We start from the raw sequence: 23,373 nt of genomic DNA on the forward strand, positions 1-23,373 counted from the left end.
AACCGGAAAGTACCGGAAGGATTCCTCGATGTCGTTGCACAGCGCAGTTCTCTTTCCCGGGCAGGGCGCGTACCTGCCCGGTGTTCTCGGCGAGCGGGTCGGCCAGGTACCGCAGGCCGCCCGGCTGCTGGAAGCGATCGACGAAGTGGTCACCGCGCAGGGACACGAACCGGTCACGCCTCTCCTGCTCGATCGGGAGGCGCCCTCCTTGCGGGACCTCCTTGCGACGGACAGCGACCGGCTGGACCTTGCCATCTATGCCACCAACGCGGTGGCGGCCGAACTTCTCGCCGCAGTCGGCGTGCGGGCCGACGTCCTGGTGGGGCACAGTTTCGGCGAGTTCGCCGCCCTGTCCGCCGCGGGCGCAGTGTCCGCGACCGACGTGGTCCGCATGGCGTGCGCACGGATCGAAGCGTTCCGTCGGGCCGCACCGGCGGAGGGCGGCCTTCTCGCGCTCGACGTGCCCGCCTGGCGCGCTGACCACCTCGTGGGCGTCCTCGACGAACCGGGCCTGTGCCGAGCGATCGACAACGGTCCGGACCAGACGGTCCTGTCCGGGAGCCTCGCGTCCTTCGGCAAGGCGGAGAAGACCGCGGACGTCCTGGGCATCCGGGCGACGCGGCTGCAGGCCCGGTACGCCTTCCACAACGCCCTGCTGAACGACGCGGCGGACGTGTTCCGGCGCGCCACGGCCGACATGGCCGTCCAGGCGCCCCGAGTGCCGGTCTTCTCGCCGGTCCTGGGTCGGTATGTAGTAAGTGAGCGCGATGCCCGGGAGGTCGTTGAGCGGAACATGATCGCGCCAGTGCCGTTCTACGATGCGCTGCTCACCCTCTTCCGGCAGGGCACCCGCGTCTTCGTCGAGGCCGGCGCGCGCCAGGCGCTCACCGGAATCGTGCGCTCCTCTCTGCCTCCTTCGGCCGTGGCGGTTCCGCTCCTGGCGAGCCGTGGCGACATGCAGGCCCTCGTCACCGCCCTCGTCACCGCGGGTGTCCCGGCCCGCTGGCAGCCCGCCGAGACCGGTGCGGCCGACGAGCCGGCGCGGCCACCGCAGACGCGGCCGACACCCGCCGACGGCGAGCGAGGACCCGAGGACCGGGCGGAGCTGCTGGCCGAACTGACCGCCCTGTACGCCGACGACCTCGGGTTTCCAGCCGAGATGCTGACCGCCGACATCGATCTGGAGGCGGACCTCGGCGTGGACTCCGCCAAGCAGATAGCCCTGCTCGAACGGGTCCGCAAGGAGTACGACCTACCCGACATCCCCGGTGAGCGCAGGTTCGAGGCGACCACCTTGGACAGCATCGCCGATCTGGTAGAGGAATTGCGCCGATGACGACGCACGACGGACCCGGGGAACTGATCGCCGTGGTCGGCATCGGGCTTGCGGTGCCCGGAGCGAGCGGCTCCGCCGAGCTGTGGCGATTGTTGAACGGGCCGTACGACGCCTTCAGCGAGCCGGGAAGCCGCTTCCACCTGCCCCACTTCTGGTCCGACGACCCCGGCGAGGAGGACAGGACGTACGCCCGCCGGGCTGGCTACCTGCACGACTTCCATCCGCACCAGGACGCGCGGGAGGAGACCGGGGACGGCCGCGACGACGCGGCGAGGTGGCTGCGGCACGCCGTGCTCCAGGCTCGAGAACACGTCCGCACCGGACCCGGCCGCCGGTGCGCCGCGTATGTCGGCGCCTGGCCGGGAGGCAGCCAGAGCCTCGTCGAATCGGTGTTCGTGGACACCGTCACCCGTCCTTCGGCGGACACCCCGCAGGGCGGGCGGATCCGCGACGTGCTGTCGGACCACTACCGGCACGCCCTGCCGCTGTCGGAGGCGGCCACCCCCGACGCGGTCGTCCGCGAGGTGTTTTCGCGGCTGCCCGAGCAGGTGACCGAGTCGTGTGTCGTGGACACCGCGTGTGCGTCGTCGCTCTACGCGGTCGACCTCGGGGTCAAGGCGCTCCTGGCCGGTGCGTGCGACATCGCCTACTGCGGTGGCGTCACTGTCGTCGACCCCACCATGGCGGTGATGTTCGCGAAGCTGAACGGCTTGTCGCGGCACGGACGGGTCCGGGCGTTCACCGACGCGGCCGACGGCACGCTGTTCAGCGACGGAGCCGGTGTGGTCGCCCTGAAGACACTGCGGCAGGCGACACTCGACGGCGACACCGTGCACGGGCTGCTGCTGGGCTTCGGAGGAGCCGCGGACGGTCGCGGCAAGTCGATCTCCGCTCCCAATCCGGACGGTCAGCGCCGCGCCGTCGAACGCGCCCGGTCGGTGAACGGGACGGCGCCCGGACAGGTCGACTGGGTCGTCGCCCATGGGACCGGCACAGTCGCCGGCGACCGTGTGGAGGCACAGGTGCTGTCCGCTCTGGGACCGCCCGGAGGACAGGTGTGCACCAGCAACAAGCCGGTCTTCGGCCATACCGGGTGGACCGCCGGGGTGATCTCCCTCATCCACGCACTGCTGGGACTGAGGCACGGCTGGGTGCCGGCCCAGCTCGGAGCCGGGGAGGGCTCCGGCTCGCCGCCCGGACTGCGCGTCCCCGCCGGGCCGTTGCGGCTGCCCCCGCGGGACGGCGGCCGCCGCACCGTGGGTGTCTCTGCCTTCGGTTTCGGCGGCACCAACGCACATCTTCTGGTGGGCGACCGCCACGACGAACCCGGCCTGCGCTCGGCACCGCCGGCGTCACCCGGCGAGACGATGGTGCTGGTGGGCTGGTCCGGCCACCTGCCCGGCGCGCCGTCCCCGGACGCTCTGCGGGACTGGCTGCGGGGCACGGGGGCGGCCCCGGCCGCGTCCTTCCCGGACCCCTACCCCGCGCCACGGCCGGCCGACGTGCGGCTCTCCGCCCGGACACTGCCTGTGGTCGATCCCGGCCAGCTGATGGGCCTGCAGGCCGCCGCCCGCTTCGTGGACGAACACGGGGAGCTGTGGGCGCGGTCGCGCGAGACGACAGGAGTGATAGCAGCGCACACCGGCATGCCGCGCGGGCTGGTGGGCACCGCCGTGCGCTGCTACGCCCACGACGCGGCGGTGACACTGCGCGCCCACGCCGACGAGCCGGGTTTCACCGCCGCTGTCCGGCACCTGGAGGAAACGCGCGGACGATTCCCCGCCTGCACGGAGGACTCGCAAGCCGGTGTCCTGCCGAATGTCATCGCCTCGCGCCTGGCCGCCCGGTACGACCTGCACGGCCCGGCCATGACCGTCGACGCCGGCGTGGACGGCACCCTCATGGCCCTGCGCATCGCCGAACGCCACCTGAGGACGGGCGAACTCGACCTCGCCCTGGTCCTGGCCGTCAACGGCAACGCCACACCTGCCAACGCCGCCCTGCTGCGCACCGGCGGCACGCCACTCGCCGAAGGCGCCTTTCTCCTGGCGGTGACCACCGAACGCGCCGCCCGGCGGCACGGGTGGCCCGCGCTGGCCCGCCTGTCCCTGGCGGCGTCCACGGACGCCGCCGTACCGGCGGCCGCACCCAGGTGCAGCTACCTCGCCGCCGACCACGCCGTCGCCCTGCTGCGCGCGGTGGAGACGGGAGGACCTGCGGTCCGGCTGCCCGGCCGCCACTGCGACACCGTCCTCACCGTGGAATCCACTCGTTCCGCGCCGACGCCGGCTGCACCGCCGCGATCGCGGCACCTGACCGCGAGGTACGTGCGGGACCTGGTGCGCGCGCCTCTGGCGGCCGCGTCCCCGCCCGGTCCGGGATGCCCGCCGGGCCTGCCCCCGCGTGGGCTGGTGCTGGCCGGGTCCACCCGCGTCGCGGACCGGATCGAGGCCGAGGTGCGGCGGAGCGGGTCCACCCTGGTCGTCCTGCCCGCCGACGACACCGGGAGACTGTCCGTGCGGGACCAGGCAGCGGTCCTGACCGCCGTCGACGGTGCCGCACCACACTTGACGGTGGCCGGCGACCTGTCAGAACTGACCCTGCACCGCGTCCTTGCCCTGCACGAGACGACGTTCCTGGCGGTACAGCGCTCGTGGCGATCCCCGTCGGGCTCCCTGGTCGTCGCGCTGGGCGGCGTCCCGGACACCGGCCCGCTCGCCGGGGCGGCGTCCCTGTTCGAGGGCCTGGTCAAGAGCCTGTGCTGGGAGCGCCCCGGTGCGGCGGCCGTCGCGGTGAGTGCCGATGAGCCGCTGGACACCGCGCTGCTGCGCCGTGCGGAGGCGGAACGCGCGCTCGCGTCCGGTCCGGTGCCGGTGGTGCGTTACCTGCGCGGCGAACGCCTGACCGAGGTCCTCCGCCCGGCTCCGCTGCCCGCCGCGCCGGACGGCGCCGGCCTGCTCCCCGACGACTGCGTGGGCGTCGTCACCGGAGGGGCGAGCGGGATCGTCCGGGAACTGCTGACCGCGCTCCCCGGAGGTCTGCAGCCACGCCTATGGCTCCTGGGACGCACCGTGGTGGACGACACCAGCCGGGCGGCGGTACGGGACGGCGTGCCGGGCCCGGCGGTACGCGCCGAACTGGTCCGGACCGTCCGGGAGGAGTCGCCCGGTCTGCCGGTGCGGGACGTCGTGCGCCGCGTGGACGGCATGCTCAAGGAGCACGAGGTGCACCGGGCGCTGGCGGTGCTGCGGGCACGTTTCGGCTCCGACCGCGTCCACTACGCGGCCTGCGACGTGACCGACCAGGACGCGGTCCGTGAGGTCGTCGGCCGCGTCCTGCGCACCGAGGGCCGTGTCGACTTCGTCCTGCATGCCGCAGGCCAGGTCGCCTCCACCATGCTGCGCAACAAGCCGCTCGGCGCCTTCCGCGCGGTACGGGACACGAAGGTGCTCGGCCACCACCACCTGAGCGGCGCCCTGTCCCCCTGTCCGCCGCTGCTGTGGTGCAACGTCGGTTCCTACTCGGGTACCGCCGGCGCTCCCGGCGACACCGACTACGCATCCGCCAACGCGTACCTGGCCGCCATGGCCGACGCCGCCACGGGGTCCGCGCACACCACCATCGGTTTCACCATGTGGGGCCAGACCGGCATGGGAGCGGACGGCCTGTTCCAGGAACACGTGGCCCGGGAGGGCCGGTTCACCCCGGTCCCCACCGAGGAAGGCGCCGCGCAGTTCGTCGCGGAGCTGGCCGCCGCCCCGCTCGCCGGCGGCGCGTCGGTGTACCTCGGCGCGGCGGAGCGCGACCGGCTGCGGGAGCACCGGCCCGGTCTGGTGCGCGACTTCCGGCCGCCGTACGGCGCGGGCCGTCACCGGCCGGTGTGGTGGGAGCGGCGGCGGGACGCCGACGACACCGAGTGGACACACCTGCCGGACCCGGACGCCGAACGCCACCTGTTCGACCACCTGGTGGGCGGAAAACCGACCGTGCCGGCGACGTTCCTCCTGGACATCGCCGCCCAGGCTGCCGAGGCGCTGGTCGCGGACACCGTCACGACAGGATTCCGCGACGCGGTCTTCGACACCTTCGTCCGTCCCTGGAGCCGGTCCGTCGCCTCGCCCCTGCGCATCCGTGCGCGCACCACGCAGGGGCCGCCCGGCGGGATCGGCCCGGCCGGACGGTGCGCCGTGGAGGTGAGCGTCCACTCCGACACCCTCGACCCGCGGGGCGGGACGCGGCCGGGGGGGCTACGTCACTTCCGTACCGTCGTCCTGCTGGACCGCGTCACGCGGCCGGACGGACCGCGGCAGACGCCGCCCCGGCCGCGCGCGCCGCTGCCCGCGCGGGACCCGTACGCACTGCCGAACCTCCCGGTGTCCCTGCGCGGCCCCTTCCGCAACCTGTCGCACTGCACGGTGGACGGCGCCGCGGCGTGGGGTACATGGACGCCCCGGCTCGCGGGGCACCCGTGGCTGCGCACCATGACGACACCCGCGCTGTTCCTGTGCGCCGCGCTGCGTACCTTCGCGCTCAGGCCTGCCGCCGCGGAGCACCAGCCGCTCTTTGTGCCGAAGTCCATAGGACACGTCGAGTTGTACACGGGCGGGGCCAACGACCACGACCTCCTGCTGGAGCACGGACACCGGCTGATGGTGGCGGTCGACGAGGACGGGGTGTGCCACGGCTCCACGCCCGAGGGACGCGTACTGGCCCGGTTGTCACAGGTGGAACTGGCCGACCTGGCTGGCGGGCCACCCCATCCGGGAGGCCGCGCCGCGAACGGCGCGGCGCACCGGTCACCGCGGCCCCGGGCGGCCGAGGAAGCCGCGTCGTGAAGGGCCTGCACTGCGTCGTCACGGGAGCCTCCTCGGGCATCGGCAAGGAGATAGCCCGGGGGCTGGCCGCGGCCGGTGCCCGGCTCACCCTGGTCTGCCGCGACCCCGCCAGGGGCCGGGCCGCCGTCGCCGAGCTGACCACCGTACGGCCCGGCACGGACATCCGACTGGTCCTCGCTGACATCGCCTCGCTCGACGCCGTACGCGCCGCTGCCCGGGAGATCCGCCGGCACGACGACCGGGTCGATGTCCTCGTCAACAACGCCGGCACACACGACACCCGGCCCGCAGTGAGCCCCGACGGGTACGACCGGATGATCGCCACCAACCATCTGGGGCCGTTCCTGCTCACGCACCTGCTCCTCGATCCGCTCCGGCGGGCCGCCCCCTCCCGGATCGTCACCGTGGCCTCCGAGGCGCACCGCAGCGTCCTGCGCCTGGATCCCCGCTCCTTCGCCGAACCCCGTCCATACGGGCCGATCGGCTCGTGGAGCGTGTACGCGCGCTCCAAGCTGCTCAACGTGCTCACCACCCAGGAAGCGGCGCGCAGGTGGTCCCGGCACGGGATCACCGCTCACGCCTACTGTCCCGGCCTGGTGTCGACCGGCCTCGTCCGGAACATCCCGCTGGCGCCCCGGCTGCTGGCCCTGGCCGAACACACCCCCATGGTGCACAGTCCCGGGCAGGGCGCACGACCGGCCCTCCGCCTCGCTGCCGACCCTGCGTTCGCGGACCGCGGCGGCGGGTTCCACTCCTGGATGCCGGGAGTCCGTCTGCTGCCGCCCGCGCCTCTGCGCTTCCACCCGCGCCTGCAGCACGAGGTCTGGGACCGCTCGGAGGAACTGGTGGGACTACGCGGCGACGGCACCCTCGCCGCCCACCGATGCGACACCTGCCTGGAGGGCATCCGCCATGAGTGAACCGCGGCCGGAGGGCGGCTGGACCTCGCCCGGTCCCCTGAACGGCACCGACACGGTCTTCTGGCGGCTCGGCGGCAATCCGCTGACCCGCCCCCACGTGTCCTGGCTCTGGCTGCTGGAGGACACGCCCGACTGGGCGGTGTTCTCACGCGCCTGCGACGAGGCCGTCCACCGTCTGCCCAGGCTGACGCACCGCGTGGCGGAGACGGCGCTGCGCATGGGTTTCCCGTCGTGGGTCCCGGACCGGGACTTCCGTCTCTCCCGGCACGTGCGCCGGGTACGCCTGCCGGCTCCGGGGGGCCTGCGGGAGTTGCTCGACGTAGTCGAGTGGCGGACGTCCACGGCCTTCGACCCGTTCCATCCGCCGTGGGAGATCACGCTGGTGGAGGGTTACGAGGAGAACCGGGCCGCCATGATCCTCACCTGGCACCACAGCCTCGGCGACGCGGTGACCATCGTGGCCGCGGTCCGTCGTCTACTGACGGACGCATCGCTCGGGCAGCCCTCACGGACCGCTGCGGATCCTCCTACGCCTCCCGGGCCGGCCGGGCGGCAGGAGGAGCGGCCCTGCGAGGTGGCACGGGTGGTGAGGGGGCTGAGCCAGGGGGCGCGCGGCGCGTTGCGGGGCGGTGTGCGCGCCCTCGCCGAACCGGGCCGCGCCGTGGCGGGGGCAGGACGGGCCGGAGTGGCCGTCACCCGGCTACTCGACCCGGTGGGGCCCTCGCCTCTGCTGGCCCAGCGCAGTACGGCGATCCACTGCGGCCTGGTCACGGTCCCGCTGTCCGGGCTGAAGGCAGCGGGCAAGGCCGCCGGTGTATCGGTTACGTCCGCCTACGTGGCGGCGGTCCTGGGGGCGTTCCGCCGGTACCACGACCACCACGGGCTGTCCCGTCCGGCGCTGCCGGTGCTGCTCCCGGTCAGCATCCGGGAGGCGCACGAGACGGGCGCCGGCAACCTGGTCGGCGGCGTCCTGATCCGCGGGGCGATCGGTGACATGTCGGCGCGGACCCGGATGGTGTCCGTGCATACCGCGGTCACCGAGGCGCGCGAGGCGGTCGTCAGGCAGGCCTACACGGCGATGGCGGTGGTGGGCGCGCTGGCGCCCGGACCCGTGTACGGGCTGCTCGCGCCTGCGTTGCTGCGCCGGATCGACGTCGTGGTTACCAGCGTCCCCGGGTTGCCCGACACGGTCAGGGCGGCCGGCTCACGGGTGGTGCACGCCGTTCCCTGGGCACCGCGGGGAGGAGCGGCCGCCAACATCTCCATGGCCTCCCACGGCGACTCCTGCGGCATCGGCACGAACCTGGACCCGGCCGCCGTCACCGACCCCCTGCTCTTCCAGCGCTTCCTCCAGGACAGCTTCGAGGAGACGCTCGGGTGCGCCTGACACCGGGCGGCTCGGGCACCGGAGACACCCGTGCCCCACTCCGGACGACGACGAGGAGGTAAAGGAACGGTGTGGTTCTCTCTGGAGACGGAACTGCGGGCGGAGAGAAGACGCCTGCTGCGCACCTTGGACGACCTGCCCGACGACATGTTCGAGGCGGGCCCCACCCTGTGTGCGGGATGGTCGCCGCGAGACGTCCTCGGGCACCTGCTCGGCGTCGACCGGCCGCTGGCCTCCTACCGGCCGTGGCGGTGCCTCACGGCCGCCAATGACCGGCAGGTGCGGCGGGCGCGCCGGCTGCCGCGGCACCGCCTGATGGCCGAGGCACGCCGGTGGGCCGCACGGCCCGCCTGGAGCAGCCGGCTGGCAACGCTCATCGTGCTGGGCGACCTGTCGGTTCACCACCAGGACATCATCCGGGGTATTGGACTGGCACGCCAACTGCCTGCGTCCGTACCTACGTTCATCCTGTGGGACGGGGCGATGCTGAGCTGCCAGTCGAATCTGCGGGCCCTCAGGTACCGCGTCGTGCCCACGGACGGGCATCCTCCGATCGGTCCTCCCGGCGTCTTGCGCCCGCCCGAGGTGCTGGGCACCAGGGAGGCGCTGGGCATGTGGTTGGCCGGGCGCGACGCCGTCGCCCCGGAGCTGCGGTTCATCGGGGCCGGCGCGCCAGGGACCATCGGCACGCAAGGCCAACCGGGTCGAGGAGTGATCGCGTGAGCCCGCATCCCGTCAACGCTCGGCGCACACTGGTCGACGGTGTCTCCACCCTCTTCTACGAATACGGCGAGGGCCGGCCGGTGCTCCTGGTGTCCGGCGCCGCGTCCAGCGCGCGCGACTGGTTCCCGGTGATGCGGGAGCTCGGCGACACCTGCCGCGTGGTGGCCCCGGTCCTGCCGGGCTTCGGCGGCACCGGACCGCTGCCCGGCGTGGAGCCGGCCCGCATGGCGTCGTTTCTCGCGGACTTCCTCGACACGCTGGGCATCGACCGCGTCACCGCCGTCGGACACAGTTACGGCGGCTGTGTCGCCGCCGAGCTGGCCATCTCCTATTCCCCTCGCGTTGAGCGCCTGATCCTGGTGGACTCCAGCGGACTGGGCCGGGCGGCCCATCCCGCCGCCGTCGCCTTGGGCCTGCTGCCCGCGCGGGCCGCCGACCTGCTGTCCTGCCTCGTCGCACTCCCCGGAGCCGAGGTGGCGCTGACCCTCTCCAGTCTGCTGCTGCTCCGCCGGCCCTGGCGGGTGCCCCGGCAGACCTGGCACGCCCAGGTGCGGCTGTCCCGTTCGCGGCAGGCCGTGCGGACGTCGCTGGAGGTCTTCAGGACGTGCGCGGACCTGACCGGTCAGCGCCGCGACATCCTTGTCGTCGACCGGCTCGCCGGCCTGCGCATCCCGGTGCTGGTCGTGTGGGGTGCCACCGACATGCTCCTGCCCCCCTGGCAGGGGCGGGCGGCGGCACGCCGGCTGCCGGCCGGGCGCTTCGTCCTGATCTCCGGCGCCGGGCACGTTTCGTACCTGGACCGGCACGTGGACTTCATGGACGCCGTCGGCCCGTTCGTGCGTGACGGCCCCGACCGCGTGCCGTGACCCCGTCCGCCACCGAGCCATCTAGGAGCTGCACATGACAGGCACGATCCTGGGCGGCCTCGCCCGTTCGTCCGGCCTCTCCACCGTCGCGGCCGGCGGACCGCGGCCGGAGCGCGAGGAGCGGCACGACGTCGTCATCGTGGGCTGCGGGCTGGGCGGGAGCATCGCCGCCTACCGGCTCGCCGAGGCCGGCGTGCGCAGTGTGGTGCTGGAGCGCGGCCGGCGCTGGCCCGTCCGCCCCGGCGGCGGCACCTTCCCCGTCTTCCCCTCGGTTGACGAAAGGCTCGTCTGGCTGGACGCCGAGTCCACGCCGTTCCCGGCCCTGCGGTCGGCCCCGTGGTCGGCCTTGTTCGACGCGGTCGAGGCGGCGATGCCGCGCTCCACCGGGCTGCTCGACGTCATCGGGCAGGAGCAGGCGTTCGTCCTGTGCGGTGCCGGCGTCGGAGGGAGCACCCTCGTCTACGGCGGCGTGCTGGCCCAGCCGCGGCCCGAGGCGTTCCACCGGATCTTCCCGACGGGACCCGACTACGAGGAGCTCGCCGGCGTCCACTATCCCCGTGCACGGCGCCGGCTGAGCGGGGCGCCGTTTCCCGCGGACCTCCTGGACCGGGCGCCCTACCGTGCACACCGGCTGTGGGACGATGCGGTGCGCGCGTCCGGCCTGCCGAGCGAGACCATCCACAGCGGTTTCGACTTCGACGTGGTGCGCGAGGAACTGGACGGTGTGCGACCGCCCGCAGCGATCACCGGCCAGTACCACTTCACCGGCTGCGACAGCGGGGCCAGGATCAGCGCGGACCGCACCTACCTGGCCCGGGCGGAGGCGACGGGCAGGACCTCCGTGCGCCCGCTGCACCGGGTGACGGACCTGTCCGCGGACCGGTCGGGCGGCTATCGGGTGCTCGCCGAGCACCTGGCCGGGGACGGCACCGTGCTCGAGCGGGTGGCATTCCGCTGTGACCGTCTGGTGCTCGCCGCCGGGGTGCACACGCCCCGCCTGCTCCTGACGGCCAGGGAAACGGGGGGCCTCGGGCGCCTGCACCCGTCCGTCGGCGAGGGCTGGGGCTCCAACGGCGACCACATCGCCCTGATCCGCACGGCGGCCCTGACCGGGGACCTCCCCCAGGGCGGTCCCTCCTCGACGATGGTCCACGACGACGCCGGCACCGTGGGAGTCATGCACTCTCCGCTGACGGTGCCCATCGACGGCGGAGGCCTCGTATGCCTGGGCATGAGCGTGCCCGGACACCACGGCGCCTGGCGATGGACGACGGACGGCGCAACCCGTCTCGACTGGGACCCGCACGACGGGACGGCGGACAGGTCGCGGGTCGAGGAGGTGATGCGCCGCGTGGCCCGGCACCTGCCCGGCGCCACACTCGTCCCGCTGCCCGCCTCCCGGCCAGTCGTGGCCCACGCGGTCGGCGGTGTCCGGCTGGGCGAGGCCGGCGACGCCTACGGCCGACTCCACGGCCATCCGGGGCTGTACTGCCTGGACGGTGCCCTGTTGCCCGGGAGCGCCGGTGCCGCCAATCCCGCCCTGACGGTAGCAGCGGTCGTCGAGCACTGCCTGGACCACGTCGTTGCCGACTTCCTCGACTGAGCGCCGCGGCCGGGGCCGGGGCGGCGGTCTAGCAGGCACGACAGTGGGCGTCCCGGCATCCCGCCAGCCCCTTCTGGAGCACGCGTGCCGCACAGGCCGGGCGGCACGCACCACTCGTGCGGCGCTTCCTATCGTGCCGCCACCGGTGCGAAGTCACAGAGTGATGCCATGAACGACCCGTTCTTCGACCACGTCGCCCACCTCGCATTGCGTACCCCTGCTAGTTGGTGGGCACCGCGGCACCACGCCGACGGCCATCCGCCACCGGCGGACCGCACCGAACGTGACCGCGGGACAGCGCCGGTACCGGGTACCGCGGGCGGACAGGCGACCGTCCCGGATATGTCGGCGTGAGCCTCGAACGGCACCCGCCCGACTGCCTCCGGGTACCTGAACCGCCCCATCCGGCTTGAACTGCCCAGCGCGCGCTGCAACAGCACAGCTGTTGACCTGCAAGACTCCTGGTAGCCGTCCGAGAGGACCTCGGACAGGTCTTTGCAGTCATCGTCGTGCAGGCACCTGGTCCGGTGTTGCTGGCAGAGCCGGGTGGTGGGGCTGATCGCCGGGCGGTCGGGGCAGATCAGCACCGGCCGTAGTCCACTCCTCAAGGGACACCGACCCCGTGTCCAGGCCCGCGAACCGCAGCCACCGCAGATGATCCACCAGCACATACGCGTACGTACGGTCCGTACCCGCCCGGCAGGTACGCAGGAACCCGTCCGCCTCCCCCACCACCGAGCAGTCTGTATCCACGACCGTGTAACAGACCCGCCCGCCCCCGCGAACGATCTCCTGCACCCGCAACTGACCCACCACAAGCCGCCGACCACCCGCCCCTGCGCCGTCTCCTCCAGCCCCAGCGCCGCCCCGCCGGCAGCACCCCGGCCGTGAGTCCACACCCCTCCCCCACCCCCGCGGACCACTCCACGCGAACGTCACACATCCGTCACCCTCACACGCCAGAACGCCGGAGGGGCACCTTCGCGGCCGAAGTCAGCGTGGACAGGCGTGCCGCTCCGACCGGTGCCCCATCCACACCGCCACATCGCACACCCGCAGCGCAGCATGCAGCGCAAGCCAGAACGACGGGCGCGGGCGGCCCAGAGCGCAGCGCACCACACGGTCGTAGACCGGCAACAACCGCGGACGCTTACGAGCCAAGAGCCGAAGACGGATCTCGTGGTCAGTGGAGTTTGCCGCGCCCGCCTTCGGGTGAAGAACCTGCGCGTCGCCCGGTAGTGGTAGGGCGTCCCCTGCGCGGCCGCCGCGGTTCGCCTTCCAGGCCTGCGGCGCGCCGGGCCAGCTCTCCCAGCTTGGTCTCGCTCAGGCCGGACAGCTCGGCGGCTCGCCGGGCGGCGGCCTGGCAGTCGGGTCGGGAGCAGTGCGCGGGCGACGGGGCAGGGCCGGACGTCGGGTTCTCGGGCGGCAGGTAGGTGGCTGCGCATCCGATGCACACGTAGATCGGTCGCATGGGTGGGTCTCCTCTGCTAGCTGCTGCCGCTGCCGTGGCACTGGGAGCACGGGCCGGTCCATGAGCGGGTGACGGGTTTCTGGGTGCCGTCCGGGGCGGTCTGGACCGTGTGCTCGGTGTGTTCGGTCACTCCGGATCCCTGAAGGCACCGCAGGGCTGCTCTCCAGGCATGTACGTCAGCATGCCGGAATCATCGGACCGGTGTGGGGCAGTTCACACGACTGGCCGCCCAGGCAGCGGTTGGGGCTGCCTGGGCGGCCTGCTGCGCGTCCGCCGCTGCCTGGAAGGGGTTCCTTCCCGCTCCAGCCCTTGGACCGGCAGAGCCGCGTCACCCCTGTCCTCCTCGCCGGCACACCCCCGCGTCGGAATCGGATGGCCGGGTCACGGGGCGCTCGGTAGCGGGCGCTCCGACTACGTCCCTGCGGCAGGGTCTGTCAGGGCGTGCTCTGACGGGCCGGAGTCAGTGAGCGAGTCGCTCGGTGTCGGGGTTGCGGCTTGGTCGTGGAGCAGTTGCAGTACGCGCCGCAGGTCGGGGCGCTTGCCGGTTCCTGCGCGGCTGACGGTGTAGATGGACCGGGAGACGGGGTGGAGCAACGGGTGGAGGCTGAGGAACTCGGTGGTGTCGGGTAGTGCCATGCGAGGGATGAGGGCGGTGCCCGCTCCCGCGGCGACCAGGGCCGCCAGCACGGTGAAGTCGCTGCTACGGATCCTGATGTCCGGGACGAAGCCGGCCGAGCCGCAGGCGCGTTGGATCATTTCGTAGCAGGAGGTCTCCGCTCCGGGGGTGAGCCACGGCAGGTCTGCCGCGCGGGACAGGTCCACCGGCTGGCCGGGCCGTAGACCCAGCTCGCCGGCCTGGCGGGGATGCAGGGCGAGCAGCACCGGTTCCTCCATGAGGAGGGCTTGCTCGTAGGTGGCGGGGAAGCTGCGTGGCAGCACGGTGTAGCTGTGGACGAGGGCGAGGTCGGTGGATCGCTTGTGCAGTTCGTCGAAGGCTTTGTCGGGTTCCTGCACGGACAGTCGCAGCGACAGCTCCGGGGCGGGATCGATGTCGGCCAGTCGTTGCCACAGGGGCGCGATGAGGGTGCGCGCGGCGGAGGCGAAGGCGGTGATCCGCACGATGCCGCGCCGACCGCTTTGCAGGGCGGCCAGGCCGGACTCGGCTGCCGCGATTTCCGCAAGGATGATCTCGGCATGAGCCACCAGCAGTTCGCCGGCTGCGGTCAGCCTCAGTGTGCGTCCCTGCTTCTCCACCACCGGTGTGCCGGCCTCCTTTTGCAGGGCGGCAAGGTGCTGGGAGACCGCTGGTGGAGTCAGGTGGAGAGCCTCCGCGGTGGCCGCGACGGTCCCGTACGCGGCGAGATGCTGGAGGATGCGCAGGCGACGTACATCGAGCACGGTCTACTCCTTGGCCGGGCCGGGGCTGCAGACGGGTTCCACGATGCGGTGCGGACCGCGGCGGGTGTTCTCGCCGTGCGTGGTCACAGGATGGCCGGCCGCTGGGCGGGCGGGGGCGCCTCCCCGCTCTCTGCGGCGGCGCTGCGTCGGGTCGCGCCGGTTGATCATGATCACTCCCGCGACGCTGACCGCTCCGCCCACCAGCTCGACGAGGTGGGGCACCTCGCCCAGCCAGACGAAGGAGATGACCAGGGCCACCGGCGCGACCAGGTACAGGGCGGCGGTAGAGGTGGCGAGCGGCAGTCGGGCAACGGCGTATGCCCAGATGACGAAGCCGAGCGCGGAGGGAAGCAAGCCCAGGTAGAGCGCGCAGGCCAAGGCGTCGGCCGGTGCCTGCAGGGTTGCGTGCCAGGTGGAGCCGGCCAGCGGCAGAGCGAAGACCGTGCCGGCGACCATGGCGTAGGTGGCGACCTCCAAGCCGGTGTAGTGACGCAGCAGGGGCTTGGTGGCGACGTGGTACACCCCTTGGACCACGGCGGCGGCCAGGACGGTGAGGGCGGAGACGGTAAATCCGCCGGCGCCCTTGGCCATGCTGACGATGGCCGCGCCGGCGATCGCGACGATGCTGCCGAGGACGATGGCGCGGCTCAGCCGCTCTTTGAGGAACAGGGTTCCCAGCAGCACGCTGAAGGCGGGGACGCTCGCGATCAACAGGCTCGCCGTACCGGCCGCCACGTTCACCTCGCCCCAGTTGAGCAGGAGCTGGTAGGCGGTGATGCCGGTCGCCCCGCACAAGGCGAGCATGGGCAGATCGCGGGGCCGGGGTATGCGGACCTTCGCGAGCGGCGCCACCGCCAGCAGGGCAACGGCAGCGATCACGATCCGCAGGAACGACAGGGCCTGCACCCCCAGACCGTCGACCCCGACCCGGATGGCGGGGAAGGCTGAGGCCCAGAGGACCACGGTGCCGGTCAGGGCGAGGAAGCGGGAGGAAGCGATGCGTGGCTGCATAGGGTCCAGCATCCTTGCCCGGAATCAAAAGTTCCATTTAGTCTTTGGGGCAGAAACCGTAAGCCGTGCTTATCCAGCGATCGGTGCACCAAGATCGACAAAAACCCGCATCAGCTCCCCCGCAAGCGCTGTCAGAGGAGTCGGCCGCCTTGAGGACGCGCGGGAGATGGACGTGGAGGTGATCGACGTCGACCTGGCGGCCGCGGGCGTGCAGTTCGCGGGTGTGCCGGGACGCGCTAGTCGGAACTTGGTCACGCATGTTGGAACCGGTGGATGTCAGTTCCGGATTCGGATCATCTCCCGTTCCGCGAAAGCGCGGAAGCTGCGCGGCGGGCGGCCGGTGAGGCGCTGGACAGTGTCGGTGGTGCGGTCCTCGGCACCTTCGGCGATGGCGTGGTCCATGCCGGCGAGGAGCGCGGCGAACTCGGCGGGCATGTCGGCCGCCAGGCGGTCGCGCATCTGCTCGTAGGTCAGCCGGCGGTGGGTGATGGTCCGGCCGGTGACCTGTGTGAGGACGGCGGCGATGTCGCCGTAGCTCAGGGCTTGGGGCCCGGTGATGATCAGGTCGGTGTTCGGGGCCTGCGCCTCGGTCAGCACATGCACGGCGACGGCAGCGATGTCGTCGGCGTCGACGAACCCGACGCGGCCCTCGCCGGTTGCCGTTCGGATGGTCCCGTCCGCTCGGATGGTCCGGGCGTGCGCATGGTCGGCGGTGAAGTTCTGCATGAACCATGAGGGCCGCAGGACCGCCCACTGGGAGAACAGGCCGGGCAGGGCCTGGTGAACCTGTCCCACGGCAGGTCCTCCGGTGGGGATCGCCGACGAGCTGAGCAGGACAGCGCGGTGGACTCCCGCGGTGCGGGCCTGCCGGAGAAAGGGCAGCATGACGGCTGCCGGATCCGGAGAGCCGATCGGCGGGATGAGATAGACCCGGTCCGCGCCTTCGAGTGCGCCCTCGAAGGAGGCGGGGTCGTCCCAGTCGAACCGCACGGGACTGGCCCCGTCGACGGGGGTGGCGCGTCGGCTGGCGGCCTTGACGCGCCGGCCCGTGGCGCCCAGTCGGGCGGCGACGCGGCTCCCGGTGGTGCCGGTGGCCCCGATGACCAGGGTGAACTTCGGAGATTCGTTCATCAGTTGCTCTCGGCGAAGTGAGTGGCGGGGTTCTGAACGGCGAGCGGGTTCCAGTAGTCGCGGTAGTGGGCGATGAGGCCGTTCTTGACAGTGACCACGGCGATGTAGGACATGTCGAAGGGGCTGCCGGTGTCCACCAGACGGCCGACACCGCGCATCTCGGCCACGATGGTCTCGGGGGCGGTGGCCTGATGGATCTCCACGTGGGGGAAGTCGTGGAGGTCTATGTGGTCGGGGTAGTCACGCATGTACTCGGCGACGGCCGCCTTGCCCTCCAGCCGCTTCGGCCAGCCTTCCGGCGCGAAAGGAAACTCGAAGATCCCGTTGTCGTCCCACAGGTCGACCCAGGCGGGAATGTCCTTGTCCAGCAGCGCTTGCAGGCCGCGGCGGTACAGGTCCACCGGTGCGGTGTTCGTGCTCATGGGGTGCTCCGCCCGTACGATACGGACCCTGAGTCCGTTTCACGCGTTCGACGATACGGACCCAGGGTCCGTTTTGCAATGGGAGGAACCGCATGCCCGAACGCAAGCCACGCGCGGACGCCACTCGCAACCGGGAGGCCGTCCTTGCCGCCGCCGACACGCTCTTCGCCCGTTGCGGGAGCCCTGAGGCGGTCACCATGGCTGACATCGCGGCAGCGGCCGGCGTCGGCAAGGCAACGCTCTTCCGCGGCTTCGGTGACCGCACCGGCCTGATCCACGCGCTCTACGAGATGCGGCTCGCACCGATCCGGCTCGCCGTCGAAGAGGGGCCACCACCTCTGGGGCCCACCACCCCGCCGCTGGAGCGCGTACCCGCCCTCCTCGACGCCGTGCTGTGCTTCAAGATCGAAAACCGCCACCTCGCCCTGGCACTGGAGGGAACCGGCGGCGACAGCCCTTACGCGGCAGAACACTACGAGCGGTGGCACAGCACGCTCCAGGCCGCACTGGAGCAGATTCCTGGGCTTGCCGACAGTGATTTCACTGCACACGCTCTGCTTGCTGCCACCCGCGCCGACCTCGTCGAACACCTCGTCGGCCAACAGCGGATGACTCGTGAGCAGATGCGGACTCGGCTGGCGGCCTTCACCGTCAGGGCCCTGGAAGCCCGTGTGCCACTGGATCGAACAACCTGGACCGACGTCGAACGCCACCAGTGAAGGCGTTCATGTCATAGCGGGCTCCGGCTGATCGATGGAACTTGGTCATGATTGCTGGAACTACCGTTCCGGTCGTGAGGTGTCGATCTTGCGCGCCACGTCGTCGCCGACCTCGATGAGGAGCGTCCGCAGTGCCGCGTCGTGCGAGGTGCTCGCGGCGCCGATGTGGAACCACATGTTGCTGCATTTCGTGGGCCACGGGTGACGATCGGACTTCGTTTGGCCGTTTGAGAGCACGATGGGACGGGGAGCAGATCTCGGCTCTCCTTGAGTGATGTGAGCCCGGACGAAAGCCGAGGCCCCCTGGCGGGCGTTGGGCGGCGAGGGTGGCCGGGGCCGGCGGGCTGGTCGGCGGCGAGGGCTCGGGTGGCGGTGCCTCAGGCGGCGAGGACGAGCACGGCGGTAGCGGTGGCGAGAGTCGCGGCGGTGAGGGTGCGCATGGTGGTGGCCTTTCACGGGTGGGTCGAGTGACGTTGGGGGCGGCCCCGGGGACAGGTCGGCTGGCTGCTTGCGCGTCTCCGGAGCGGTGGGGTGGTTCAGGCGCGGGGGGTGTCGAGGTCGCTGTCGGGGATCCAGGAGCCGTGGATGCCGCCGGTGACGCGGCGCGGCAGGTGGACGGTGGCGACCGTGTCCAGACCGGAGGCGTCCAAGACCAGGAGCTGGGAGGCGTCCTGCTTGAGGTCGGAGACGACGGTGAGCAGGTAGCCGTCGTCCTCGCGGGTGGCGCCCGCGGCGGGGACGAAGACGGCCTCGCTGGGGAGGCGGGCGTCGCCGGCCTGGTGGATGTGGCGGCTGCCGGTAGTGCGGTCGTACTTGACGATGCCGTAGCCGCCGAAGCCCTCCTGGTCGGGGAAGGAGACCGCGTAGGTGTAGCGGTTGTCCGCGCCGAGGTAGTCCTCGTTGAGGGTGGGGAACTCGACCGCGAGGTCGTCGACGATCTGTTCGTCGACGCGGCCGGCGGTCAGGTCGACGACCCAGCGGCGGGTGGAGGAGCGGGTGTTGGGCTCGGTTCCGCGGCCGGGGGCGCCGACCCACCAGTTCCAGGAGAGCTGGAAGCCCTCGCGGTCGACGGTCGGACCCTCCAGGACGATGCGGCCCTGGGCGTCCTCGTAGGCGTTGGCGGCGTGCAGCATGCTGCCCGGCTCGATGGCGAACCAGCGGATCTTCCCGCCGCCCTGGGGCCCGCGGGGCATGACGCCGATGCGGGCGGGTTGGGCGTCGTTCCAGCCGTAGGGGATGCCGGAGTGCTCGGTCGGGTCGAAGGTGACGGTGCCCTCGACGAAGACGACGTGGTTGCGGGTGATGGCGAAGTCGTGCTTGAGGGAGGCGGTGGCGCCGGGCACCTCGAAGCTGTGCGTGATCTGGCCCTTGGCGTCGGCGACGTAGTACATCAAGTAGGGCGGGAACGGGGAGGAGCCGAAGAAGTGCAGCTCGCCGGTGACCGGGTCGGTCTTCGGGTGGGCGGTCATCGCGCTGCGCAGCTTGCCGTCGAAGTCGTAGGCGCCGACCGTCTCCAGCTCCGGGGTGAGCTCGAAGGGGAAGTTGGCCTCGCACAGGGCGAGCAGGCGTCCGGCGTGCTCGATGACGTGAGTGCCGGCGGTGCTGGCGGTCAGGTCGGGGCCGTGGTCGGTCAGGTAGGGGGCGCCGTCCAGGGCCGGGGTGTGGACCCAGCGGTTGCGGTACCACTCGGCCCGGCCCTCGCGCAGGCGGATGCCGTGGACCATGCCGCTGCCCTTGAACCAGTGGGTGGGGGTGACGCCGGGCTTGGGGTTGTGGCTGTTGCGGATCAGCCGGCCGGTCAGCTCCGGGGGCAGAGTGCCCTCGACGGTCAGGCCGACGGCGGTGACCTCGTCGGCGACGGGGGTGTAGTGGCCGGTCAGGTAGGGCTTGCTGGACATGGCAGGACCTCTCTGGTGAGTTCGTGCGGTCGTGTGGCGAGGTGAGCGGCGGAGCCGGGCTGCGGGCCGGGCGGGGTGGTGTCAGCGCTGTTGCTCGGCGCGGGCCTTGAGGCTCGCCAGCCAGGTGGTCAGGGAGTTCTCCAGGGCCTGGCCGAGTTCCTGGGCGGCGGCGTCGACGGGGGCGCCGCTCCAGGACTCCTCGGTGTGGACGGTGACCTGGCCGCCGGTCTGCTCGAACGTCCACACGTGGACGCCCTCGATGCCGTTGGCGGGGCCGCCCCACACCAGTCGCGCGCCGGGGACGATCTCGCGGACGGTGGAGGTGATGTCCAGGCCGTGGGTCTTCCAGTGGAAGGAGTTGCCGGGCTGCAGCGGGGCGTCGAGCTGGGCCTGGTCGACGTCGGCGTTCCAGTCGGCCCAGGAGTCGATGTCGGTGTGCAGGGCCCAGACCGTCTCGATCGGGGCGTCGATCACGGTGGACAGGCGGACGATGACGGGGGCGGTCTCGTCGATGGTGAACATGACGGTGGTTCCTCTCGGGTGATCCGGTGGTGGACTGGCCCGGTGCTGGGCCTGGTGGTTGGGCCGGTCTGGCGGTCGGTCAGTCGGCGTGGGTGGCGATGGGTGCGGTGCCGGCGGGAGCGGATGCCCCTGCTGCGGGGGTGCTGCTGCGCCGGGTCAGGACCGCGGCGAGCAGGGCGGTGGCGGCCAGCACCGCGGCCGAGATGCCGAAGGCGGTGCGGTAGCCGGCGGTGAGCGCTTCCAGGTGGGGCTGGTGGGTCGCGGCATGGGCGGTGACGGTGCCGGCGAGGGTGGCCAGGACGGCCAGGCCGATCGCCCCGCCGACCTGACGGGTGGTGTTGACCAATCCGCCGGCCAGCCCTGCGTCCTGCCGGTCGACGCCCTCGACGGACAGCGCGGTCAGTTGGACGAACGCGATGCTCAGGCCCAGCCCGATCAGGATGCTCGGGCCGAGTATGTCGGCGACGTAGCTGCCGTGGGCGCTGATCCGCGACAGCCAGAGCAGGCCGGCCGCCTCGGTGAGCAGCGCGCCGGTGACGGTGGCGGTGGCGCCGATGCGGCGGGAGATCCGCGGGGCGAGCGTGGAGCCGAGCATGTTGGCCGCGGCGAGCGGGAGTTGGCCGAGGCCGGTGAGGAGCGGGCTGGAGCCCAGAACCTCCTGCTGGTAGAGCGGCAGGAAGAAGAACAAGGCGATCCAGACCGAGCCCAGCAGCGCCATCAGCACGTTCCCGGCCGTGACCCGACCCGCGGCGAACAGGCGTGGCGGCAGGAGGGGGTTCGGGTGGCGGCGCTCGATCCGGACGAACGCGACCGTCAGCACCGCGGCGACGGCGAAGGCGCCGAGGACCCGTATATCGGTCCAGCCGGAACGGCGGGCCGTGGTCAGACCCCAGACCAGGGCGGTCAGCGCGAGCGTGACGGCAGCGGTGCCGAGCACGTCGAACCGCCCGCTCTCCCGCACCGGCGCCGCGGCCACGAAGGCGGCGGCCGCGGCCAGGACCAGGAACGCGCCGAACGCGACGGCGTAGAAGATCCACGGCCAGCCCAGCGCCTGGGTCAGTACCCCGCCGAGCAGCACGCCGGCCGCGCCACCCGCGCCGGAGACCGCTCCCCAGACTCCCAGGGCCTTGCCCCGTGCGGGGCCGGGCGGGAACAGATCCATGACCAGGGCCAGGGCAGCCGGGGCGATCGCCGCGGCCCCGAGGCCCTGGGCGGCGCGGGCCGCAATCAGGACGTCGGAGGCGGACGCGAGCCCCGCTGCCAGCGAGGCCGCACCGAACAGCGCGAGGCCGGCCAGCAGGACCGTCCGACGGCCCAGCAGGTCCGCGGCGCGACCGCCGGCCAGGAGCAGCGCCCCGAAAGCCAGACCGTAGGCGTTGACCACCCACGTGGTGCCGCTGTCCGACAGACCGACGCCCGCGCGGATCTGCGGCAGGGCCACGTTCACGATCGAGGTGGCCAGCATGACGGTGAACTGCGCCCCGGCCAGGGCCGCGAGCGCGGCCCCGGGGTTTCTCATGGTTCCGGAAGTCCTGGACATCTCATCCTCCATGAGTGGTTAACCACTCACTCTCGTGAGCCAAAAATATGAGTGGTCAACCACTCATTCTCGCGACCGAAGAGGGGGCGGGGCGCACCCCGCCGACCATCCTGCTCAGTAGTGCGTGACGCCCGCCGACAACGTCCGCATCCACGGCCCGTCCGCCTCGTCCGTGCCCATCGAGACGATCAGGTGGCACAGCATGCCGACGGCGAAGAACTGCTGGATCTGCTCCTCACTACCGCCGGAGGCGCCGCGCACGTACTCCACGAGCCGCGCGTAGCCCCGGCGGACCACCTCGCGCACCGCGGGCTCGGAGACGGCCGCGGCCTGGGCGTGCAACTGGATCAGCATCAGGTCGTTGTCGCTGATCAGCCGGGCATAGGCGTCACCCATGGCCTTCAGTACCACCTCCGGTGAGCTGCCGGTGGCCTCGGCGGCCGCGCTCTCCAGACTCGCCCGCACCTGGACGAAGCAGTGCTCGACCACGGCCGCGAACAGCGACTCCTTGCTGGGGAAGAGCCGGTAGACGTAGGCCTGGGAGATGCCGGCCGCCTTGGCCACCTCGGTCGTCGTGGTGCCCCAGTAGCCGCGTGCCGCGAACGCGCCGATGGCGGTGCGCAGCACCGTCTCGCGACGCTCCTCGGCGGTGGACAACTGGCGGACTCGTTCCCTACTCATGTGAGTATTCAACCACTCACACTTGTAGCCGTCAACCTGTCGACTGCCTTGAAGCACGTCTCTTCGGCACCAGTCTGAGGAGGTCGGGATCTCGGCCAGGCCTCCGGGACGACAGGGCCTCCTGGATCGACACCGGGCACGCCGACTTCGGCGGCCGCTCGGTGTACCAGCCGCAAGTCGGCCACCCGCGCGCGGCGTTCCAGCCGCGAGACGGTGGCGGCGGAGCAGCCGATCCGCTGCCCGAGCGTGGCCAGTGTCCAGGCGCGGTGCTCACGGCCGAGGCGGATCAGGGCGCCGGGGAGGCGCTGTGCGGCCAACTGGCGTGCCGTCTTGCTGTTCCAGAGCGGGTCTGCGCTCACGGGACCCTCCCCATAGCGCACTGCCGGGGGCGTTCCACGGTAGAGGCGCTTCCCATGGACGTCGAGACTTCTTGCACGCCGTGCAAGGGCGTTGCATCGCACGGTAAATGACCACAGTGGGGTCGGCCGGCGCGGTGTGCTGGGCACGTCGCCCCGAGCCGCGGGGCACGATGCACCGGAGGCACCATGGCTACCGTCGCCGAACCCTCTGTGACCGCCGGCCCGACGGCCGGCACGGTCCGATCCGCCCGCGAGGCCGTGCCGGCCGCCCTGTGGGACAAGCAGGTCGGACTCCTCATGCGCGACTACCCGTATGACTCGGTCATGGCGCCGCCGATGGCTGGGACGTCGACTGGCCGCTGTGGGCGGACGTCGCTACGTGCGGTCCCTGCCACCCGGGCAACGACTCGCACTGACCTGGCGTGGGGGGGTGGGGGGGGCGGGGGGGGGGGGGGGCCCCCCCCCCCCCCGGGGGGGGTGGGGGGGGGGCCCCCCCCCCCGGGCGCGCCCGCGGCGGGGGGGGGGGGGGGGGGGGCCCCCCCCCCCCCCCC

The 23,373-nt window shown here is 72.2% G+C and carries 18 protein-coding genes; 8 read left to right on the forward strand and 10 right to left on the reverse strand.

Annotated features, from left to right (window positions below; translation table 11 throughout):
• Nucleotides 1-28: 28 nt before the first annotated feature.
• The 7 genes from ACZ4K2_RS29730 (at nucleotide 29) to ACZ4K2_RS29760 (ending at nucleotide 11,670) form a co-directional block, all read left to right on the forward strand.
• Entirely contained in the window at nucleotides 29-1,336 is a 1,308-nt protein-coding gene (locus ACZ4K2_RS29730) for an acyltransferase domain-containing protein (RefSeq protein ID WP_467479678.1), read from the forward strand.
• Complete coding sequence (locus tag ACZ4K2_RS29735; protein ID WP_467479676.1) at nucleotides 1,333-6,171, forward strand: SDR family oxidoreductase; 4,839 nt, start codon at nucleotides 1,333-1,335, stop codon at nucleotides 6,169-6,171. The genes ACZ4K2_RS29730 and ACZ4K2_RS29735 overlap by 4 nt, the downstream gene beginning before the upstream one ends.
• Nucleotides 6,168-7,091: an SDR family NAD(P)-dependent oxidoreductase gene (locus ACZ4K2_RS29740; protein WP_467479674.1), complete on the forward strand. Its 924-nt coding sequence runs from the start codon at nucleotides 6,168-6,170 to the stop codon at nucleotides 7,089-7,091. Before ACZ4K2_RS29735 ends, ACZ4K2_RS29740 begins: the two co-directional genes overlap by 4 nt.
• Nucleotides 7,084-8,478: a wax ester/triacylglycerol synthase domain-containing protein gene (locus ACZ4K2_RS29745; RefSeq protein ID WP_467479672.1), complete on the forward strand. Its 1,395-nt coding sequence runs from the start codon at nucleotides 7,084-7,086 to the stop codon at nucleotides 8,476-8,478. Before ACZ4K2_RS29740 ends, ACZ4K2_RS29745 begins: the two co-directional genes overlap by 8 nt.
• A gap of 69 nt (nucleotides 8,479-8,547) precedes the next feature.
• Nucleotides 8,548-9,201: a maleylpyruvate isomerase family mycothiol-dependent enzyme gene (locus ACZ4K2_RS29750; protein ID WP_467479670.1), complete on the forward strand. Its 654-nt coding sequence runs from the start codon at nucleotides 8,548-8,550 to the stop codon at nucleotides 9,199-9,201.
• Nucleotides 9,198-10,067 (forward strand): alpha/beta fold hydrolase, encoded by an 870-nt coding sequence (locus ACZ4K2_RS29755; protein WP_467479668.1) that lies wholly within the window; start codon nucleotides 9,198-9,200, stop codon nucleotides 10,065-10,067. The genes ACZ4K2_RS29750 and ACZ4K2_RS29755 overlap by 4 nt, the downstream gene beginning before the upstream one ends.
• A 34-nt stretch (nucleotides 10,068-10,101) precedes the next feature.
• Nucleotides 10,102-11,670: a GMC oxidoreductase gene (locus tag ACZ4K2_RS29760; protein ID WP_467479666.1), complete on the forward strand. Its 1,569-nt coding sequence runs from the start codon at nucleotides 10,102-10,104 to the stop codon at nucleotides 11,668-11,670.
• 993 nt (nucleotides 11,671-12,663) lie between these two features.
• On the opposite strand, the gene ACZ4K2_RS29765 is transcribed toward ACZ4K2_RS29760, so the two are convergent.
• From ACZ4K2_RS29765 to ACZ4K2_RS29785, 5 genes are all read right to left on the reverse strand, one after another.
• On the reverse strand, nucleotides 12,664-12,831 hold the full coding sequence (locus ACZ4K2_RS29765; RefSeq protein ID WP_467479664.1) for a DUF6308 family protein: 168 nt from the start codon (nucleotides 12,829-12,831) through the stop codon (nucleotides 12,664-12,666).
• A 721-nt stretch (nucleotides 12,832-13,552) separates the two neighbouring features.
• Nucleotides 13,553-14,539 (reverse strand): LysR family transcriptional regulator, encoded by a 987-nt coding sequence (locus tag ACZ4K2_RS29770; protein ID WP_467479662.1) that lies wholly within the window; start codon nucleotides 14,537-14,539, stop codon nucleotides 13,553-13,555.
• 3 nt (nucleotides 14,540-14,542) lie between these two features.
• Nucleotides 14,543-15,550 (reverse strand): DMT family transporter, encoded by a 1,008-nt coding sequence (locus ACZ4K2_RS29775; protein ID WP_467479661.1) that lies wholly within the window; start codon nucleotides 15,548-15,550, stop codon nucleotides 14,543-14,545.
• 276 nt (nucleotides 15,551-15,826) lie between these two features.
• Nucleotides 15,827-16,681: an NAD(P)H-binding protein gene (locus tag ACZ4K2_RS29780; RefSeq protein ID WP_467479659.1), complete on the reverse strand. Its 855-nt coding sequence runs from the start codon at nucleotides 16,679-16,681 to the stop codon at nucleotides 15,827-15,829.
• Entirely contained in the window at nucleotides 16,681-17,103 is a 423-nt protein-coding gene (locus ACZ4K2_RS29785) for a nuclear transport factor 2 family protein (protein ID WP_467479657.1), read from the reverse strand. The genes ACZ4K2_RS29780 and ACZ4K2_RS29785 overlap by 1 nt, the downstream gene beginning before the upstream one ends.
• 92 nt (nucleotides 17,104-17,195) lie before the next feature.
• Here ACZ4K2_RS29785 and ACZ4K2_RS29790 point away from each other — a divergent pair, with 92 nt between their 5' ends.
• Nucleotides 17,196-17,822 carry a TetR/AcrR family transcriptional regulator gene (locus ACZ4K2_RS29790; protein WP_467479655.1) on the forward strand — a complete coding sequence of 209 codons (627 nt, stop codon included), beginning with the start codon at nucleotides 17,196-17,198 and terminating at the stop codon, nucleotides 17,820-17,822.
• 536 nt (nucleotides 17,823-18,358) lie between these two features.
• Here the strand turns inward: ACZ4K2_RS29790 and ACZ4K2_RS29795 are convergent.
• The 5 genes from ACZ4K2_RS29795 to ACZ4K2_RS29815 form a co-directional block, all read right to left on the reverse strand.
• Entirely contained in the window at nucleotides 18,359-19,720 is a 1,362-nt protein-coding gene (locus ACZ4K2_RS29795; protein ID WP_467479653.1) for a carotenoid oxygenase family protein, read from the reverse strand.
• An 81-nt stretch (nucleotides 19,721-19,801) separates the two neighbouring features.
• Nucleotides 19,802-20,242 carry an SRPBCC family protein gene (locus tag ACZ4K2_RS29800; protein WP_467479651.1) on the reverse strand — a complete coding sequence of 147 codons (441 nt, stop codon included), beginning with the start codon at nucleotides 20,240-20,242 and terminating at the stop codon, nucleotides 19,802-19,804.
• A gap of 79 nt (nucleotides 20,243-20,321) precedes the next feature.
• A complete protein-coding gene (locus ACZ4K2_RS29805; protein ID WP_467479650.1) occupies nucleotides 20,322-21,761 on the reverse strand; it encodes an MFS transporter in 1,440 nt (479 codons plus the stop codon).
• A 135-nt stretch (nucleotides 21,762-21,896) separates the two neighbouring features.
• The gene (locus tag ACZ4K2_RS29810) at nucleotides 21,897-22,463 is read right to left on the reverse strand and encodes a TetR/AcrR family transcriptional regulator (protein WP_467479649.1); all 567 of its coding nucleotides are present in this window, start codon (nucleotides 22,461-22,463) and stop codon (nucleotides 21,897-21,899) included.
• 8 nt (nucleotides 22,464-22,471) lie between these two features.
• Nucleotides 22,472-22,969, reverse strand: a complete 498-nt coding sequence (locus tag ACZ4K2_RS29815) for a helix-turn-helix domain-containing protein (protein WP_467769983.1) — start codon at nucleotides 22,967-22,969, stop codon at nucleotides 22,472-22,474.
• Between the last annotated feature and the right edge of the window lie 404 nt (nucleotides 22,970-23,373).

It is taken from the genome of Streptomyces sp. NPDC025833 (assembly GCF_055558055.1).

Coding starts and splice junctions, on each gene's coding strand:
- ACZ4K2_RS29775 (WP_467479661.1), bottom strand. CDS start 15,550: ATGCAGCCACGCATCGCTTCCTCCCGCTTCCTCGCCCTGACCGGCACC.
- ACZ4K2_RS29795 (WP_467479653.1), bottom strand. CDS start 19,720: ATGTCCAGCAAGCCCTACCTGACCGGCCACTACACCCCCGTCGCCGAC.
- ACZ4K2_RS29785 (WP_467479657.1), bottom strand. CDS start 17,103: ATGAGCACGAACACCGCACCGGTGGACCTGTACCGCCGCGGCCTGCAA.
- ACZ4K2_RS29730 (WP_467479678.1), top strand. CDS start 29: ATGTCGTTGCACAGCGCAGTTCTCTTTCCCGGGCAGGGCGCGTACCTG.
- ACZ4K2_RS29760 (WP_467479666.1), top strand. CDS start 10,102: ATGACAGGCACGATCCTGGGCGGCCTCGCCCGTTCGTCCGGCCTCTCC.
- ACZ4K2_RS29810 (WP_467479649.1), bottom strand. CDS start 22,463: ATGAGTAGGGAACGAGTCCGCCAGTTGTCCACCGCCGAGGAGCGTCGC.
- ACZ4K2_RS29745 (WP_467479672.1), top strand. CDS start 7,084: ATGAGTGAACCGCGGCCGGAGGGCGGCTGGACCTCGCCCGGTCCCCTG.
- ACZ4K2_RS29800 (WP_467479651.1), bottom strand. CDS start 20,242: ATGTTCACCATCGACGAGACCGCCCCCGTCATCGTCCGCCTGTCCACC.
- ACZ4K2_RS29780 (WP_467479659.1), bottom strand. CDS start 16,681: ATGAACGAATCTCCGAAGTTCACCCTGGTCATCGGGGCCACCGGCACC.
- ACZ4K2_RS29790 (WP_467479655.1), top strand. CDS start 17,196: ATGCCCGAACGCAAGCCACGCGCGGACGCCACTCGCAACCGGGAGGCC.
- ACZ4K2_RS29735 (WP_467479676.1), top strand. CDS start 1,333: ATGACGACGCACGACGGACCCGGGGAACTGATCGCCGTGGTCGGCATC.
- ACZ4K2_RS29805 (WP_467479650.1), bottom strand. CDS start 21,761: ATGAGAAACCCCGGGGCCGCGCTCGCGGCCCTGGCCGGGGCGCAGTTC.